16 protein-coding genes are annotated in these 16230 nt (G+C 72.0%); 4 read left to right on the forward strand and 12 right to left on the reverse strand.

Features of this window, described 5'->3' with window-relative positions; genetic code table 11:
• Positions 1-555 precede the first annotated feature (555 nt).
• Positions 556-1113 carry a glycoside hydrolase family 25 protein gene (locus tag ABZT03_RS30110; RefSeq protein WP_356045120.1) on the forward strand — a complete coding sequence of 186 codons (558 nt, stop codon included), beginning with the start codon at positions 556-558 and terminating at the stop codon, positions 1111-1113.
• A gap of 68 nt (positions 1114-1181) precedes the next feature.
• Positions 1182-1724, forward strand: a complete 543-nt coding sequence (locus ABZT03_RS30115; RefSeq protein WP_356045123.1) for an MOSC domain-containing protein — start codon at positions 1182-1184, stop codon at positions 1722-1724.
• A 9-nt stretch (positions 1725-1733) separates the two neighbouring features.
• On the opposite strand, the gene ABZT03_RS30120 is transcribed toward ABZT03_RS30115, so the two are convergent.
• Positions 1734-2393, reverse strand: a complete 660-nt coding sequence (locus ABZT03_RS30120; RefSeq protein ID WP_356045126.1) for an NAD(P)-binding domain-containing protein — start codon at positions 2391-2393, stop codon at positions 1734-1736.
• Positions 2394-2568: 175 nt separating this feature from the next.
• Positions 2569-2781, reverse strand: coding sequence for an EF-hand domain-containing protein (locus ABZT03_RS30125; RefSeq protein ID WP_356045128.1), 213 nt, complete (start codon positions 2779-2781; stop codon positions 2569-2571).
• A gap of 170 nt (positions 2782-2951) precedes the next feature.
• Here ABZT03_RS30125 and ABZT03_RS30130 point away from each other — a divergent pair, with 170 nt between their 5' ends.
• A complete protein-coding gene (locus tag ABZT03_RS30130; protein WP_356045130.1) occupies positions 2952-3590 on the forward strand; it encodes a GNAT family N-acetyltransferase in 639 nt (212 codons plus the stop codon).
• 34 nt (positions 3591-3624) lie between these two features.
• Here the strand turns inward: ABZT03_RS30130 and ABZT03_RS30135 are convergent, their stop codons facing one another.
• The 6 genes from ABZT03_RS30135 to ABZT03_RS30160 all read right to left on the reverse strand — a co-directional run bounded on the left by ABZT03_RS30135 (position 3625) and on the right by ABZT03_RS30160 (position 9924).
• Positions 3625-4818 (reverse strand): hypothetical protein, encoded by a 1194-nt coding sequence (locus ABZT03_RS30135; RefSeq protein WP_356045133.1) that lies wholly within the window; start codon positions 4816-4818, stop codon positions 3625-3627.
• Positions 4818-5612, reverse strand: coding sequence for a polysaccharide deacetylase family protein (locus tag ABZT03_RS30140; protein ID WP_356045136.1), 795 nt, complete (start codon positions 5610-5612; stop codon positions 4818-4820). The genes ABZT03_RS30135 and ABZT03_RS30140 overlap by 1 nt, the downstream gene beginning before the upstream one ends.
• 75 nt (positions 5613-5687) lie before the next feature.
• Positions 5688-6191, reverse strand: a complete 504-nt coding sequence (locus ABZT03_RS30145; protein WP_356045139.1) for an ATP-binding protein — start codon at positions 6189-6191, stop codon at positions 5688-5690.
• 262 nt (positions 6192-6453) lie between these two features.
• Positions 6454-7221 (reverse strand): enoyl-CoA hydratase-related protein, encoded by a 768-nt coding sequence (locus ABZT03_RS30150; RefSeq protein ID WP_356045144.1) that lies wholly within the window; start codon positions 7219-7221, stop codon positions 6454-6456.
• Positions 7222-7331: 110 nt separating this feature from the next.
• Positions 7332-8573, reverse strand: coding sequence for an Ig-like domain-containing protein (locus ABZT03_RS30155; RefSeq protein WP_356045147.1), 1242 nt, complete (start codon positions 8571-8573; stop codon positions 7332-7334).
• Between the two features lie 103 nt (positions 8574-8676).
• Positions 8677-9924 carry an Ig-like domain-containing protein gene (locus tag ABZT03_RS30160; RefSeq protein WP_356045150.1) on the reverse strand — a complete coding sequence of 416 codons (1248 nt, stop codon included), beginning with the start codon at positions 9922-9924 and terminating at the stop codon, positions 8677-8679.
• Positions 9925-10076: 152 nt separating this feature from the next.
• Between ABZT03_RS30160 and glgX the strand changes: the two genes are divergently transcribed.
• Complete coding sequence (gene glgX, locus ABZT03_RS30165; RefSeq protein ID WP_356045153.1) at positions 10077-12314, forward strand: glycogen debranching protein GlgX; 2238 nt, start codon at positions 10077-10079, stop codon at positions 12312-12314.
• Between the two features lie 39 nt (positions 12315-12353).
• Here the strand turns inward: glgX and ABZT03_RS30170 are convergent, their stop codons facing one another.
• From ABZT03_RS30170 to ABZT03_RS30185, 4 genes are all read right to left on the reverse strand, one after another.
• The gene (locus ABZT03_RS30170) at positions 12354-12998 is read right to left on the reverse strand and encodes a response regulator transcription factor (protein ID WP_356045156.1); all 645 of its coding nucleotides are present in this window, start codon (positions 12996-12998) and stop codon (positions 12354-12356) included.
• Positions 12988-14259, reverse strand: a complete 1272-nt coding sequence (locus tag ABZT03_RS30175) for a sensor histidine kinase (protein ID WP_356045194.1) — start codon at positions 14257-14259, stop codon at positions 12988-12990. Before ABZT03_RS30175 ends, ABZT03_RS30170 begins: the two co-directional genes overlap by 11 nt.
• Before the next feature lie 128 nt (positions 14260-14387).
• Complete coding sequence (locus ABZT03_RS30180; RefSeq protein ID WP_356045158.1) at positions 14388-15134, reverse strand: ABC transporter permease; 747 nt, start codon at positions 15132-15134, stop codon at positions 14388-14390.
• Positions 15131-16033 carry an ABC transporter ATP-binding protein gene (locus ABZT03_RS30185; RefSeq protein ID WP_356045160.1) on the reverse strand — a complete coding sequence of 301 codons (903 nt, stop codon included), beginning with the start codon at positions 16031-16033 and terminating at the stop codon, positions 15131-15133. Before ABZT03_RS30185 ends, ABZT03_RS30180 begins: the two co-directional genes overlap by 4 nt.
• Positions 16034-16230 lie beyond the last annotated feature (197 nt).

The raw sequence follows: 16230 nt of genomic DNA on the forward strand, positions 1-16230 counted from the left end.
TGCCCGATTAGCCCGCATTCCAAGGTCACCCAGAACAAGACACCCCAGGTCAGAGGCATGACCTGGGCTTCATCATGGAGCCGCGTTCGGGATTCGAAACCGAGACCTACGCATTCCGAGTGCGGGGCCAAACAAAGCGATCGGATTCCTGCACGAATCCAACGACCCAACTCTCGCAGGCACGTCACGCACCATCGGACACTTCGTAGGCAGCCCCCGGCAAGAAGTCCCCGAAGAGTCCCCGACGGGACTCAAGGCGAGCCTGTCCAGAACAATCCGCAGGCCAACGCCATGATCAAAAGCAGCCGACATGAGCGTCAAGTACAAGGAGACGGCCCGCGGCGGGCTGGCGGTGAACATCATCGAGTGCTGATCCGAGGCGGCCTCGCTGTGAGCGTCCCCGGCCGGTGACCTCCGGTCGGGGCTTGTGACGCCGCGTCGGTCGTCACGTTTCCGCGACAAGTCCCCTGTGGGGACGGATCTCCCGTGTCAGGGTGGGCAGCAGAGTCGGACAGGCCAACGCCTGTCCCCTCTACGGCACTTCAGGGAGACCCCATGTTGCGTGGCATAGACGTGAGTGCGTATCAGTCGTCGTCCTACGAGACGGACAACATCTCCTTCGTCTTCATCAAGGCGACGGAGGGGCGTTCGTACGTCAATCCGAGGCTCGCCGCCCAGACGAAGCGGGCCCGGGACGCCGGGCTCGTCGTCGGGTTCTACCACTTCCTGTGGCCCGGCGATCTCACCGCCCAGGCCGAGTACTTCGTCAAGCACGCCCCGGAGAAGGCGGGCGACATCCTCGCCGTCGACTGGGAGACGACCGGCGAGGGCACGCACGCGAGCAACGCCGAGAAGGACCGCTTCATCCGCAAGGTGAAGGAGCTGCGGCCCCACCACCGGGTCATCCTCTACGCCAACCGGAACTTCTGGCTGAACATCGACACCACCTCGTACGCCGGCGACGGACTGTGGATCGCCGACTACGTCACCGCGGGCGAGCCGCGCATCCAGGCGAAGTGGCGGTTCCACCAGTACAGCGAGAGCCCGCACGACAGGGACGTCGCCGCGTTCACGAGCAGGGCCGCGCTGCGGAAGTGGGCCCAGGACGCGTGACGCCGCCCCCCGCACTAGGCTCCGGACCGCGGTGCGACGGCCCGCGCGGGAGAGGGGAGCCTCGGGTCATGGGTGGCGCGGTCGCTGCGGTCAGCAGCAACGGGAGGTACTCGTTCACCAAGCCGAACCGGGAGAGCGTCACGCTGCTCGCCGGGCTCGGTGTGGAGGGGGACGTGCACGCCGGGACGACGGTGAAGCACCGGTTCCGGATGCGCCGGGACCCCACGCAGCCGAACCTGCGGCAGGTGCACCTCATCCACGAGGAACTGTTCGAGGAGGTTCGGGCGGCCGGCTTCGAGGTCACGGCCGGGGCGCTCGGGGAGAACGTCACCACCCGGGGCGTCGACCTGCTGGGCCTGCCGGCCGGGACGCTGCTGCGGCTCGGTGGGGAGGCCGTCGTCGAGGTCACCGGCCTGCGCAACCCCTGCGCGCAGATCGACACCCTCGGCAAGGGGCTGATGAGGCAGATGGTGGTGCGGGGCGAGGACGGGACGACCCGGCTCCGCTGCGGGATCATGAGCGTCGTCGTCACCGGCGGGACCGTGCGGCCCGGCGACCCGGTCGAAGTGCTGCTGCCGGACGGGCCGCACGTGCCCCTGGAGACCGTGTGAGCGGGCCGCCTACGCGGTGAAGTCCGGCGACCGCTGCGGGCTCGCCTGCGCCAGCGCGTCGGTCACGCCCCGCACGCCCTCGGTCAGGCCGTACACCGGGGTGCCGGGCTGCTGGCGCCAGGAGTCGTCGAGTCCGCCCGCGTCCACGGTGTCGAAGCCGAGCTCCTCGATGAGGTCGCGCACCTTCCGCTTGGCCCTCTCGTCGTCGCCGGCCACCGAGAGCGCCACGCGGTCGGGGTCGCCGGCCGGGCGCGGACGGTCGAGGAGGTCCTGGGCGAAGGTCGCGTTGAACGCCTTGACGACGGGGTGGCCGAGCTGCCGTTCGGTCCAGCGGCTCTCGGTGACGCCGTCCTCGATCTCCGCGATCCTGCCGTCCCGCTGCTTCGGGTAGTAGTTGCCGGTGTCGATGACGGCCACACCGTCGGCCGCGCCGTCCAGCAGGTCCGACGGGAGGCCGGGCACCGCCTTCAGGGGGACGGTGATCACGACGATCTCCGCGCCGCGGGCCGCCTCCTCGACCGTGACGGGGGTCGCGCCCGTCTCCTTCGCGAGTTCGGTGAGCGTCTGCGGGCCGCGGGAGTTGGCGACGGAGACCTCGTGGCCGAGGGCGGTGAGCCGCCGGGTCAGGTTGCCGCCGATGTTGCCCGCGCCGATGATGCCGATCTTCATGTGACTCGCCTCGCCGTTTCCGGGGGTCGGGTATCCGAGGAGCCGGGCGGCTCCGCCGACGGGCAGCACCAACCACCGGACGGATCGCCCTATTCCGGAAGGGGTCCGAGCGGGTGCGTCCGGCACGGCGAAGGGGCGCCCGTCCGTGACCGGACCGGCGCCCCTGCGGACCGCGTCACTTGTTCAGGTGCGCCCAGAACTCGTCGAAGTCCAGCACCTTGTCGCCGTTGAGGTCACGGCTCTTGATGATCGCCTCGGCCACCGACTCGGTGACGTTCCAGTCGCCCCCCTGGGCGAGGGCGGTCTTGAACTCGGCCGCGGTGATGAAGCCGTCACCGTCCGTGTCGATCCGCTCGAAGTGCTTGCGTGCCTCGTCGATGTCCGCCACCGGTCCGCCCCTTTGTGCTCGTGCTGCTCGTTGCGTGCTGTCGTACTGACGCAGGTCAGGTTATCGGCCCGTCCGGGCCTCCCGCGCCGCGACCACCCGGGGCCGTCTGCGAGGGTGGGCCTCGCCACGGGCGGGGGCCCGGGGGACGCGCACGAAGGGGACGGGCAACGATGGCGCAGAGCCTGCGGGACATTCTCGACGCGGCGGCCAGGGGGGACTTCCCGCCGGCCGATGGCGGTACGACCATCGTGGCGCAGCACTCCCACCGCGACGCCGGCGTCCTGTCGTTCACCGCGCACTCCGTCGTCTTCACCGACGAGGACCCGGCGTGGGTGCGGCGGACCCTGGCGGACGTCGACTGCGACGCGCTGGCCGCCTCGATGAACGCGCGGTTCCTCGGCGCCTTCGTGGCCCGCACCGGGCGCCGCACCGACACGATCGACGTGATGACGGTCGGCTCCCCACTGGCGGGCGACCCGGCGCCGGCCCTGGCGGAGATCGTCGACCCCGGCCATCCCCGGGTGCTGAGCTCCCTCAGGCGCCGCGACGAGGTGCGGGTGTGGGCCGCCGAGGGCGGGGTTCTGGTCCTGGGCCGCGGGATAGCGGGCCGGCTGGAGGTGGCCGTCGAGGTGGACGAGGGCGTACGGCACCGGGGGCTGGGGCGGGCCCTCGCGGTGGCCGCGCGGCACCTGAGCGGCGGGGAGCCGGTGTGGGCCCAGATCGCGCCGGGGAACGCCCGCAGCATGCGGGCGTTCCAGGCGGCGGGTTACGCACCGGTGGGCGCGGAGGCACTGCTCACCCCGCGCTGAGCGGGCGCGCGACGGCAGGCGTGCCTCGGCACGGTCAGCGGAAGATGCCCGTGTGCCCCAGCGAGTAGCGGCCCGGCTGCGGGTAGACGGCGAGGCCGTGGGGGCCGTTGCCGACCTTGATGCGGGCGAGCTGGGTGCCGGTGCGGGTGTCGATGGCGTACACCTCGGAGTTGTAGCGGCCGGACAGCCACAGGACCCTGCCGTCGGCGGAGACGCCGCCCATGTCGGGGCTGCCCCCGTCGGGGAGGTGCCACTTCCTGATGACCTCGCCGCGGGCGAAGTCGAAGACGGAGATGGTGCCCTCGCCGCGGTTGGAGACGTACATCTCGCGCGAGTCGCGGCTGACGTAGAGGCCGTGGGTGCCCTTGCCGGTGGGCAGGAGCACCGGAGTGCCGAAGGTGTCGCCGTCCAGGACCCACATGCCGTCGGCCTTCATGTCCGCGATGTAGAACTTCTTGCCGTCGGGGGAGATCTTGACGTCCTGGGGCATCGCGCCCGGGAAGGGCAGCTTCTGCTGTGCGACGACCTTCATCTGTGCGGTGTCGACCTTGAGGAGTTCGCCGCTGAACTCGCAGGAGACGATGAAGTAGCGGCCGTCCGGGGAGAAGTCGGCGTGGTTGACGCCGTAGCAGCTGACCGGGACCGCTTTCAGCAGCTTCATGGAGTGCGGGTCGCGGAAGGCCAGTTCGCGGTCGAGGGAGGCCATGACGACGGCGTACCTGCCGTTGGGCGTGAAGTACAGGTTGTAGGGGTCGTGGACGTCGACGGACCGGCCGGCCCTCCCGGTTCTCGGGTCGATGGGGGTGAGCGTGTTGCCGCGGTCGTTGTTGACCCACAGCGTCTTCAGGTCCCAGGACGGCACGACGTGCTGGGGCTGGCGGCCGACCCGGATGGTGTCGATGACCTGGTAGGTCTTCGGGTCGATGACGGAGACGGTGTCGGACTCCGAGTTGGGGACGTAGACCCGGGAGGGGAAGTCGCGCACCACCGGGGAGAGCCGGCCGGGGCGGTCGGCCGCGTACACGTCCCGCGGGTCCAGGAGGGGCGGCATGCCGGGCAGGCCCGGCGCGGCCTTCTTCCTGGGCGGGGCGACCGGCACGTGGGCGGCCTTGGTCTCCTGGCCGTGGTCCGCGTGCCGGGGCGCGGTCGAGCCGCAGGCGGTGAGGGGGGCGAGGACGGCGAGGGCGGCGGCGAGGACCAGGGCGCGGGTGACATCGGTGGGGCGCATCAGCTCAGCAACTCCGTGGTGGTGACGGCGCGCAGTCCGCGCCGGTCGAGCTCTTCGAGTACGGCGGGCAGCGCGGCGACCGTGCCGGGGTAGCCGAAGTGCAGGCTCACCACGGACCCGTTGCGGATTCCGTCGCGGACGGTGCGGGTGACGGCGGGGGCGCCTGGCGAGGTGAAGTCGAGGGAGTCGACGTCGTAGGACAGGACGTGCGGGTAGCCCGCGTCGCGGGCGAGGCGTTCGACGAGCGGTGAGGCGCGGGCGGCCCGGGAGGGGCGGAACCAGGTGCCGATGGAGCCGGTGAGCCTGCGCAGCCGGTCGGCGCACCCGGAGATCTCCGCACGGGCGTCGGCCTCGGACATGGTGTTGACGGCCAGGTGGCGCTGGGTGTGGTTGCCGAGGTCGTGGCCGCCGTCGAGGATGCGGCGGGCGAGTTCGGGGTGGTCGTCCAGCCAGGCGCCGACAGCGAGGACGGTGACGTGGGCGCCGTGGCCTTCGGCCTCGCCGAGGAGGGCGCGGGCGATGGCGGGATCGCCCTGTCCGTGGAAGGTGAGGGCGACCCGGGGGCGGTCGCGCGGGCCGTGGGTGAGCTGGACGGGCTGCCCGGGGAAGCGGCGGGGTGCGGGGCCGGGCGCGGGGGGATGTGCGGTCGGGGACGCGGGGGAGGTGGTGGTGGAGGGTTCGCCGGGGGCACGCTCGCCGTCGGTGGAGCACCCGGCGGCGAGCGTGCTCCCGGCGAGGAGGGCGGCACCCGTGCGCAGCGCGGCACGGCGGTCGGTCGTGGTCACCCGCACCATTTAAGGGGTGTTGTGGGTGAAAACCGGCTATTTGGTGGAGTGGCGGCGGTTCTGTCCGGGGTCTTTACGGTGCCGTCAGCGGTCCGCGACCCGCATCTCGAACCAGGTGGTCTTGCCGCGCGGCAGGAGGTCGACGCCCCAGCGGTCCGACAGGGTGTCGACGAGGAACAGGCCCCGTCCGCTGATGTCCGTCTCCTGGACCGGCATCAGACAGGGCAGGCCGCGGGAGGGGTCGCGGACCTCGACGCGGATCCAGCCGCGGCGCCGGCGCATTCGGAGCCCGAATACGCGGGCGCCGGTGTGGCGCACGGCGTTGCCGACCAGCTCCGAGACCAGTAAGACGGCGTCCTCGGTCATCTTCGGGGTGAGGCCCCACTGGCGCAGGACCACCACCTGGGTCAGTCGGCGGGCGGTGGCGGCGGACTCGGGGCGGGACGGCAGCGGGACCTCGGCCTCGGTGGGATTGCCGAACAACTCCAGTGCTCTGAGCGCGTGTTCGTCCTCGACCGCAGGCGACCAGCGTGCCGCGGCCGCACGGCTGTGTCCCCGCGGCTGTTCGATGCCCTCCAGCCCCGCCATGCCCCCCATCATGGCCGCCCAGAACGCCCGCCGGGGCCGTTCCCGCCGAATACGCCCCCCGGAATCCCCCGTTCCGCAGGGGTCGTTCGGCATATGCCCGTGGCACTTCGGTACCTTCGGCGGCCCCGCCCACCTGCGGGGCAGGGATGGTGGAGATCGTCGGCGGGCTCCCCCGGCAAGACAGACTTAAGGCTGCGTTAAGGCTGCCATAAACCGCCCCATCGGGGGACCCGGATCAGACACCGTGTCAATGGCAAGCAGTTCAGGCGAATTTCGCCTTGCCCGGCCCCTCCTCCACGAAGCTCCGCATCCCGCGCTCCCGGTCCTCGGTGGCGAACAGGCCCGCGAACCAGTTGCGTTCCACCGCCAGGCCCGTCTCGATGTCGGTCTCCAGGCCGGTGTCGATCGCCTCCTTCGCGGCGCGCAGCGCGATCGCCGGGCCCTGCGCCAGCCGCGCCGCCCAGGCGTGGGCCTGCGGATACACGTCCGCGGCGGGGACCACGCGGTCCACCAGCCCCAGGGCGAGCGCCTCGTCCGCCTTCACCATCCGGCCGGTGAAGATCAGGTCCTTCGCCTTCGACGGGCCGACGAGCCGGGACAGGCGCTGGGTGCCGCCGGCGCCCGGGATGAGACCGAGCAGGATCTCGGGCTGGCCGAGCTTGGCGTTGTCGGCGGCGATCCGGAAGTCCGCGCACAGGGCCAGCTCGCAGCCACCGCCCAGCGCGTAGCCGGTGACGGCGGCCACCACCGGCTTGGGGATGCGGGCCACCGCCGTGAACGCGTCCTGCAGGGCCTTCCCCCGCAGGATCATCGCGGTGTGGTCCATGGCCTGCATCTCCTTGATGTCCGCGCCGGCCGCGAACACCTTCTCCCCGCCGTGGATCACCACCGCGCGTACGTCCTCGCGGCGGGTGACCTCCTCGGCGAGCTCCTTGAGCCGGTCCTGCGTGGCGACGTCCAGCGCGTTCATCGGCGGGCGGTCGAGCCGCAGGGTGCCGACGCCTTCGGCGACTTCGAGATTCACGGTCATGCAGGCAGGTTAACGGGCACTAACGCCACGGGCCCCGGTGCGGTAGCTCACACCGGGACCCGTGGGCGTCGGGCACGGGCGTCACACGCCGGGCGCCCTGTGCCGGAAGGTCACGCCTTCCACTTGTCCCAGGACATGTTCCAGCCGTTGAGCCCGTTGTCCGGTTCGACGGTGCGGTCGTTGCTGTGCTTGACCTCGACCACGTCGCCCACCATCGAGTGGTCGAAGAACCAGCCCGCGGGAAGGGCCCGGTCGGAGCCGCCGCGCACGTCCTGCAGGCCGACGCAGCCGTGGCTGGCGTTGTAGTTGCCGAAGGCGTCGCCGCCCCAGTAGTTGCCGTGGATGAAGGTGCCCGAGTTGGTCAGGCGCATCGCGTCCGGCACGTCCTTGATGTCGTACTCGCCGCCGTAGCCGACCGTCTCGCCGTTCATGCGGGTCACCCGGAGCTTCTCGCTGATGACCATGCGGCCGTTCCACGTGTCGTAGCCGGGCTTGCCGGTGGTGACCGGGATCGTCTTGACGACCTTGCCGTCCTGCGTGACCTTCATCGTGTGCCTCTTCGCGTCCACGACGGAGACCTGGTCGCGGCCGATGGTGAAGGTGACGGTCTTGGACTGCTTGCCGTAGACGCCGTCGCGGCCCTCGACACCGTCGAGGGCGAGGCCGACGGTGACCTTGGTGCCTTCCTTCCAGTACTTCTCCGGACGGAAGTCGAGCCGGTCGTTGCCGAACCAGTGGCCCGCGACCTCGACGGCGGGCTCGGTCCTGATCGTGATGGCCTTCTCGACGTCCTCGGGGCTGGTGATGCCACGGGTGAAACGGATCGAGAACGGCATGCCTACGCCGACCTTCGAGCCGTCCTCTGGAGTGAAGTTGCCGACGAAGGTGTTCTGCGGCGTCAGGGTGGTGAAGCGGGAGTCCTCGGCGGCCGTACGGCCCGCGGAGTCCTTGGCGACGGCGTGCACGGTGTAGGTGGTGGAGGCGGCCAGGTGCGTGTCCGGCGTCCAGCTCGCCCCGTCGGCGGTGATCTTCCCCGGTATCGCGGTGCCCTTGGGGTTCTTGACCTCGACCTGCGTCAGCTTGCCCTTGACCGCGCCGACCTTCAGGGCGCCGCTGGTGTCGACGGACTTGGCGCCGTCCTTCGGGGCGATCGAGACGACCGCCTCCGACTGCTTGCTCTGCGCGGCGGAGGAGTCCTGCTCCTTCGCGCCCCCGGCCCCGGACTCCGTACCACCGCCCCCTCCGCACGCCGTCACCGCGAGAAGCAGCACCCCGACCACCGGTGCCCACAGCCTCTTGCGGCCCCGCCCGCGTGCGTCAACCGACGCCCCCGATATCGGTCGCACGTTCAACTCTTCTCCCCTCGCCGGGCCTGGTCAGGCCCGCCCCGGCGCACCCCACGCACGCATCGGCGCATAGTAACCGGCGGGATTTGAGCATCGTGTCAGCTCAAGGTCACCGTTCCGTCCCAACTGCGCCGGACAGCGCGCTGCCCGCCTTCCACGCCCGCCAGCCCATGTTCCAGCCGCCGAGGCCGTTGTCGGGAGCGACCTCCTTGTCGTTGCTGTGGACGACCTCGACGACGTCGCCCACCAGGCTGCGGTCGAAGAACCAGCCCGCGGGCGAGTCGGAACTGCCGCCCTTCACGTCCCTCAGGCCCACGCAGCCGTGGCTGACGTTGACGTGCCCGGGGGCGTCCGGCGCCCAGTAGTTGCCGTGCAGGAAGGTTCCGGAGTCCGTCAGGCGCATGGCGTGCGGGACGTCGGGGATGTCGTACTCGCCGCCGAAGCCGACGGTGCGGCTGTTCATACGGGTCACGTCGAGCATCTCGGTGACGACCATCTTCCCGTTGTACGTGGTCGTCTTCGGGGCGCCGGCCGTGATCGGGACGGTGGCGAGGAGGTCGCCGTCGCGCCGGACCTCCATGGTGTGGCGGGCCGCGTCGACCAGGGAGACCTGGCTGCGGCCGACGGTGAAGGAGAACGTCCGGTACTGCAGTCCGTAGACCCCGCGCGCGCCCTCGACGTCCCGCAGCCGCAGGGAGACGGTGACCTGGGTACCGGGCTGCCAGTACCGCTCGGGGCGGAAGTCGAGGCGGGCGTCGCCGAACCAGTGCGGGCGGATCTCGACCGGCGGCTTCGCGGTGACGTGGATCGCCCGCTCGACGGCGGCCCGGCGCGTGATCGCCCGGCTGAACTCGAGGGAGACGATCATGCCGGTGCCGACGGTGGAGCGGTTCTCCGGGGTGACGTATCCGATGAAGCGCTTGTCGGGGACGTACGTGGTGAAGGTGGTGTGCCGGGCGGAGCGCCGTCCCCGGCCGTCCAGCGCCACCACGTCGACCGTGTAGCGGGCGGCCAGCGCCAGCCTCGCCTCCTCGGGCTCCCAGCGCAGCCCGTCCTCGGAGACGTGCCCCGGCACCGGGGACTCCTGGGCGTCCTGGGACCTGACGACCCGCACCGACTCGATGCGCCCGCCGGGCACCCGCACCAGGAACCTCCCCCCGGGTCGCACGTCCCGGCTCCCGTCGTCGGGTGTGACCCGGATGACGTCCTTCGGTGCCGGGGGTTTGCCGAACGCCTGCCCGATCGCACTCGTGCCCTCCGAAGTACAGCCGGCGGCTCCGGCCAGCAGTCCTGCCCATGTCAGTACGGCGGCCAGTGCGGCCCCCACGCGCCGCGCGCGCCCTTGTCCATGCCTCACGTGATACCCAACGACCGGGTGCGCTTCGGGGAAACGTGAGTGCGAGCCAAGCTCTGGGCAGAACAGTGGGGAGAACGACGCGACGGGGAGCCGCGGCCGGGACGCCGTACGCGCCTTTCAGGTCGTTCCACGAGCCGTGGGAGGCTGAACAGGTGTCCAGCGCAGCCGAGCAGGAGGCGGTGGCCGAGGGGCGCGCCGCCGAGGACGGGCGCCCCGCCGCCGCGAACGGCGTGCACCGCACGGTGCCCGTGCCGGTGTGGCCGGGTGCCTCGACGCCCCTGGGGGCCCGCTTCCGGGTCGGCCCGGACGGGGTGGCGGGCACCAACTTCGCGCTGTGGGCCGGCGGGGCGGAGTCGGTGGAGCTGTGCCTGTTCGACGAGACGGGCCGGGAGACGCGGGCGCGGCTGACCGAGCTGACGCACGAGATCTGGCACGGGTTCGTGCCGGGGGTGATGCCCGGCCAGCGCTACGGCTACCGGGTGCGGGGCCGCTGGGACCCGTGGACCGGCGCCCGCTGGAACCCGGCGAAGCTGCTCCTCGACCCGTACGCGCGCGCGGTCGACGGCGACTTCGCCCTCCCGCCCGAGGTGTACGGGCACGTCCGTGACTGGCCCCAGCAGCAGGTGGCGGACACCGTGCGCGACGACCGGGACTCGGCGCCGTACGTCCCGAAGGGGGTCGTCGTCCATGACGACGACGACTGGGCCGACGACCGGCGCCCGAAGACGCCGTGGGCCGACTCGGTGATCTACGAGCTGCACGTGAAGGGCTTCACCAAGCTGCATCCGGGCATCCCCGAGGAGCTGCGGGGCACCTACGCCGGTCTCGCCCATCCGGCGGCGATCGAGCACCTGGTGAAACTGGGCGTGACGGCGGTCGAGCTGCTGCCGGTGCACCAGTTCGCGCACGAGGACCACCTGCTGCGCCGGGGGCTGAAGAACTACTGGGGCTACAACTCGATCGGCTATTTCGCCCCGCACGCCGGCTACGCCGCCTCCGGCACCACCGGGCAGCAGGTCGGCGAGTTCAAGCGCATGGTGGGGGCGCTGCACGCGGCCGGGATCGAGGTCATCCTCGACGTCGTCTACAACCACACGGCGGAGGCCGGCGAGCTGGGCCCGACGCTGTCCCTGAAGGGCATCGACAACCGGGGCTACTACCGGTTGCAGTCGGACGCGCGGCGGTACGCGGACTACACCGGCTGCGGCAACACCCTGCACGTCGTGCAGCCGCACGTGCTGCGGCTGATCACGGACTCGCTGCGGTACTGGGTGACGGAGATGGGCGTCGACGGCTTCCGCTTCGACCTCGCGGCCGCGCTGGCCCGTTCCATGCACGACGTCGACATGCTGTCCCCCTTCCTCGCGGTGATCGCCCAGGACCCGGTGCTGCGGCGGGTGAAGCTAATCGCCGAACCGTGGGACGTGGGGTCGGGCGGCTACCAGGTCGGCGCGTTCCCGCCGCTGTGGACGGAGTGGAACGACCGGTACCGCAACGCCGTGCGGGACTTCTGGCGGGGCGCGCTGCCGGACGTACGGGATCTCGGCTACCGCCTGTCGGGGTCCAGCGACCTGTACGCGTGGGGCGGCCGCAGGCCGTACGCCTCGGTCAACTTCGTGACCGCGCACGACGGTTTCACCCTGCGGGACCTGGTGTCCTACGGGCGCAAGCACAACGAGGCGAACGGCGAGGGCAACCGGGACGGGACGGACGACAACCGCTCGTGGAACGGCGGTGTGGAGGGCGAGAGTGACGAGGAGCGCGTACGGGCGCTGCGGCGGCGGCAGTTGCGCAACCTGCTGACCACGCTGCTGCTGTCGACGGGCGTGCCGATGCTGGTGGCCGGCGACGAACTGGGCCGTACGCAGGGCGGCAACAACAACGCCTACTGCCAGGACAACGAGATCAGCTGGCTGGACTGGGGGCTGCTGGAGGACCCGGGCTGGAAGGCGCTCTTCGACCTGACCTCCCGGCTGATCCGGCTGCGGCACGAGCATCCGGTCCTGCGCCGCCGGGCCTTCTTCTCCGGGCGGGCGCACTCGGTGGACGGGCTGCGGGACCTGGCCTGGTTCACCGCGCACGGCACGGAGATGACGGAAGGGGACTGGTACGCGCCCGCGGCCACACTGGGCATGTACCTGTCAGGTCGGGACATCCCGGGCCGCGACGAGCGGGGCGCGGCGATCCTCGACGACAGCTTCCTGGCCGTGCTGCACGCGGGGGACCGGCCGGCGGGCTTCGAGCTGCCGGGGCCGCCGTGGGCGGAGCGGTACGAGGTCGTCGTCGACACCTCGCGGGAGGCGCAGGCCGACGCGCCGGGAGTGACGCACCGGGCGGGAGCGGTGGTGACCGTGCCGGCGCGGTCGGTGCTGCTGCTGAAGGTGCGGTGAGCGGGCCGTCTTCGGGGGCGAGAGGCGGCGAACGGCGGCTCAGCCCAGGATTCCGCGTTCGTACGCCGTCGCCACCGCCGCCGCCCGGTCGTTGACGCCGAGTTTGGCGTACAGGTGGGTGAGGTGGGTCTTCACCGTCGCCTCGCTGATGAACAGTTCACGGGCGATCTCGCGGTTGGAGGTGCCCCGGGCGACCAGGACCAGCACCTCGCGCTCCCGGGCGGAGAGGGGCTCGTTGCCGGGAGACCGGGGCGTACGGACCGCGGAGACCAGGCGGGAGGCCACGGCCGGGGAGAGGACCGTACGGCCCTGTGCGGCCGCGCGGACCGCGGTGAACAGTTCGTCGCGCGGGGCGTCCTTGAGGAGGTAGCCCGTCGCGCCCGCCTCGATCGCGGGCAGCGTGTCGGAGTCCGTGTCGTACGTGGTCAGCACGAGGACCTTGGCGCGGGCGCCGCGCCGGGTCAGCTCGGCGATCGCCGCCACACCGCCGGTGCCGGGCATGCGCAGGTCCATGAGGATCACGTCCGGGTCGAGGGCGGCGGCCCGCTCCAGCGCCTCGGCGCCGTCGGACGCCTCGCCCAGGACGGCGAAGCCGGGCGCGGACTCGAACATGCCGCGCAGACCGTCCCGTACGACGGGATGGTCGTCGACGATCAGCAGGGAGACGGGCGCGTCAGCTGTCATGGCGGACCAACGGTACGCGAGCCGACAGCGCCGTGCCGTGGCCCGGTTCGGACTCGACGGTGAGGGTGCCGGCGATGCGTTCGGCGCGGGCCCGCATGCCGGCCACGCCGAAGCCGCCGGTGCCGGTGCGGGCGGGGCGGGCGCGGGCGTCGAACCCGCGGCCGTCGTCGCGGATGTCGAGGACGACCTCGTCGACCATGAAGGACAGCGTGACGCCGGTCCGGGTGGCGGCCGCGTGCCGGGCGGTGTTGGACAGGGCCTCCTGGGCGATGCGCAGGAGGGTGGCCGAGACCTCGTCGTGGAGTTGCTCGGCGGTGCCCGTGACGGTGAACTCGGCGCGCACGCCGGTGCGTTCGCTCCACTCGGTGACCGTCTTGCGCAGCGCCTCGGGCAGCAGGTCGTCGGCGAGGGCCACCGGGGCGAGGCTCTGCACGGAGCGGCGGGCCTCTCCCAGGCTGTGCCGGGCCAGTTGGACGGCACGGTCCAGGTGCGCGCGGGCCGCGCCGTGGTCCGGGGTGTCGGTGACGATCCGGAGCTGGGCGATGATCCCGATCAGGCCCTGGGCGAGGGTGTCGTGGATCTCGGCGGCGAGACGGCGGCGCTCGTCGGCGACCCCGGCCTCCCGTGCCTGGAGCAGGAGTTGGGCGTGCAGGGCCGCGTTCTCGTCGAGGGCCTGCTGCAACGCCGTGTTGGTGCGTTCGAGTTCGGCGATGGTGGCGGTCTGGACGAGGGCGTGCGCGTCGTCCTGCGCGGCGAGGTGGCTGAAGACGGCGAGCAGGGCGATGTTGGCGCCGAGCACCAGGCCGAAACCGAGCCACAGCACCAGCCCGTGCGGCGGCATGCCGCCGACCTGGGAGCCGGACATGGTAACGGCGGTGGCGACGAGGCCCACCTTCACCGCCCGCCCGCGCAGCAGGCGGGTGACGTCGTAGTAGCCGGTGACGGCGTAGAAGCCGAAGAACGGGTTGAGCCAGCACAGCAGGAAGCCGAGGATCCAGCGCAGGACGTAGTAGGCGGCGCCCGCCCCGGACGGGCCCGGCCGGGTGCGGGCCGCCCTGCCCCAGGCGACCTGAAGGGCGAGGCTCGCGAGTACCAGGACGGTGGTCGCGTACTCCTCGGCCCGGGTCATGCCGACGAGGGCGGCCGAGACGACGCAGGCGAGGGTGCTGACGGCCAGGAGCCCGTAGGGGCCCCAGCGGTGGAACATCGCCCGCCGCGTCCCGTCCGCCGCGACGGCGCCGCGGACCGCGATGCCCGGCATCGACGTCCGGACGGCCGCCGTGCCCTCCGCCCGGTCCCTCCCCGTCCCGGCCGTCACCGCCTCGGCCGTCACCGCCTCGGCCGTCACCGCCCTGTCCGTCATGGCCTCAGTGTCGGGCACGGCGGGGCTCACTCCCAGCGGAACCAGCGCGTGGCCGCGCCGGACAGCAGCAGCACCCACATCGCGAGCACGCCGAGGTGCGTCCAGCCCGGCCAGTGTCCCGCCGCGGCCCGGTTCAGCGCCTGGGCGGCGGCGCCGAACGGCGTGTACCCGACGATCCGGGCGAGGGTGTCCGGCATGGCCTGCACCGGCAGCCACACGCCCGCGCAGAACATCGACGGGAAGAACACCGCCGACCCGACGGCACCGGCGATCTTCGTCGTGCGGGACAGCGCCGAGATCAGAGCGCCCAGCGCGAGGGCCACCAGGGCGGCGAGGAGCAGGGCGACGGCGTACCCGAAGGGCTGCCGCGGCAGGCGTACGGCGAAGGCGAGCCGGCCGACCGCGAGGGCGAGCAGCGCCGACGCCAGGGCGGACCCGCCGTACACCAGCATCTGCGCGGACAGCAGGGCGGACGGCCGGACGGGCGTGGCGGACATCCGGCGCAGGATGCCGCGCTCGCGGTAGCTGGTGAGGGTCTGCGGCATCGACTGGAGGCCACCGACGATCAGGCCGAGCAGGACGGCCACCGGGACGTAGGCGTCGACCGGGCGCAGGCCGCCGAAGGACGGGTCGGGGTCGCGGAAGGACGGGATGGAACCGAGGATCACCAGCAGGAGGGCGGGGAACAGCAGGATCCAGAACACTCCGGCGGGTTCACGGCGGAAGAGGCGCATCTCGGTGCGCAGGACGGCGGGGTTCACCAGGGTGCTCATGTCACGGACTCCGTCAGGTCGAGGAACGCGTCGTCGAGGGTGGCGTCACCGACCCGGAGCTGATGGGCGGTGACGTGGTGCCGGGCCAGGAGGGTGATGACGGCGTTGACCGTCTCGTCGGTGCCGGAGAGCGTGACCCGGCCGTCCCGGTGCTCGACGGAGGCCAGCCCGGGGAGCGTGTTCAGGTCGCGGTCGTCCAGCGGCGCGGACGGGGTGAAGCTGACGACGGTGGAGCCCGCCGCGCGCCGGATCAGACCGGCCGGGGTGTCCAGGGCGGCCACCCGCCCCCGGTCGATCACCGCGATCCGGTCGCACAGCCGCTGCGCCTCCTCCATGAAGTGGGTGACCAGCAGGACGGTGACGCCGTTCGCCCGGATGTCCTCGATGAGTTGCCAGGTGTCCCGGCGGGCCCGCGGGTCGAGGCCGGTGGTGAGCTCGTCGAGGACGACGATCCGGGGGTTGCCGACCAGGGCGAGCGCGATGAACAGCCGCTGCTTCTGCCCCCCGGACAGCCGGCCGAAGCGGGTGCCGAGCCGGGCGGTGAGATCCAGGCGTTCGGCCAGCGGACCCCAGTCGGCCGGGTGGGCGTGGAAGGCCGCGTACAGCTCCAGGGCCTCACGCACGGTCAGTTTGTCCTGCAGTTCGCTCTGCTGGAGCTGCGCGCCGAGGACACGGGCCACCTTCTCGTGGTCGGCGACGGGGTCGAGGCCGGTGACACGGACGCGGCCGGCGTCGGGCACGCGCAGCCCGCCGACGCACTCGACAGTGGTGGTCTTGCCGGCGCCGTTCGGGCCGAGGACGCCGAAGATCTCCCCCTCCTCGACGGAGAAGGAGACGCCGTCGACGACGGCTCGGCCGCCGTAGGACTTGCGCAGGTCGCTCACTTCGATGACGGGCATGGCCCCAGCGTCGCGCCCGGCGGCGGCCCGGCACATCGGCCGACGCGCTCGAAGGGGCATCCACCGATCGGTTGATGCGCGTGTACGACCGGTCGGACAGACGGGTGGCCCACCCCCTCGAACCCGCAGGTCCTACGACCGGAGGCGGACCCGGGTCCGGCCAAAACTCGGTGGGCGATGTCAGTGCCGATCCGTAG

It is taken from the genome of Streptomyces sp. NPDC005574 (assembly GCF_040605435.1).
Classification (GTDB): Bacteria; Actinomycetota; Actinomycetes; order Streptomycetales; family Streptomycetaceae; genus Streptomyces.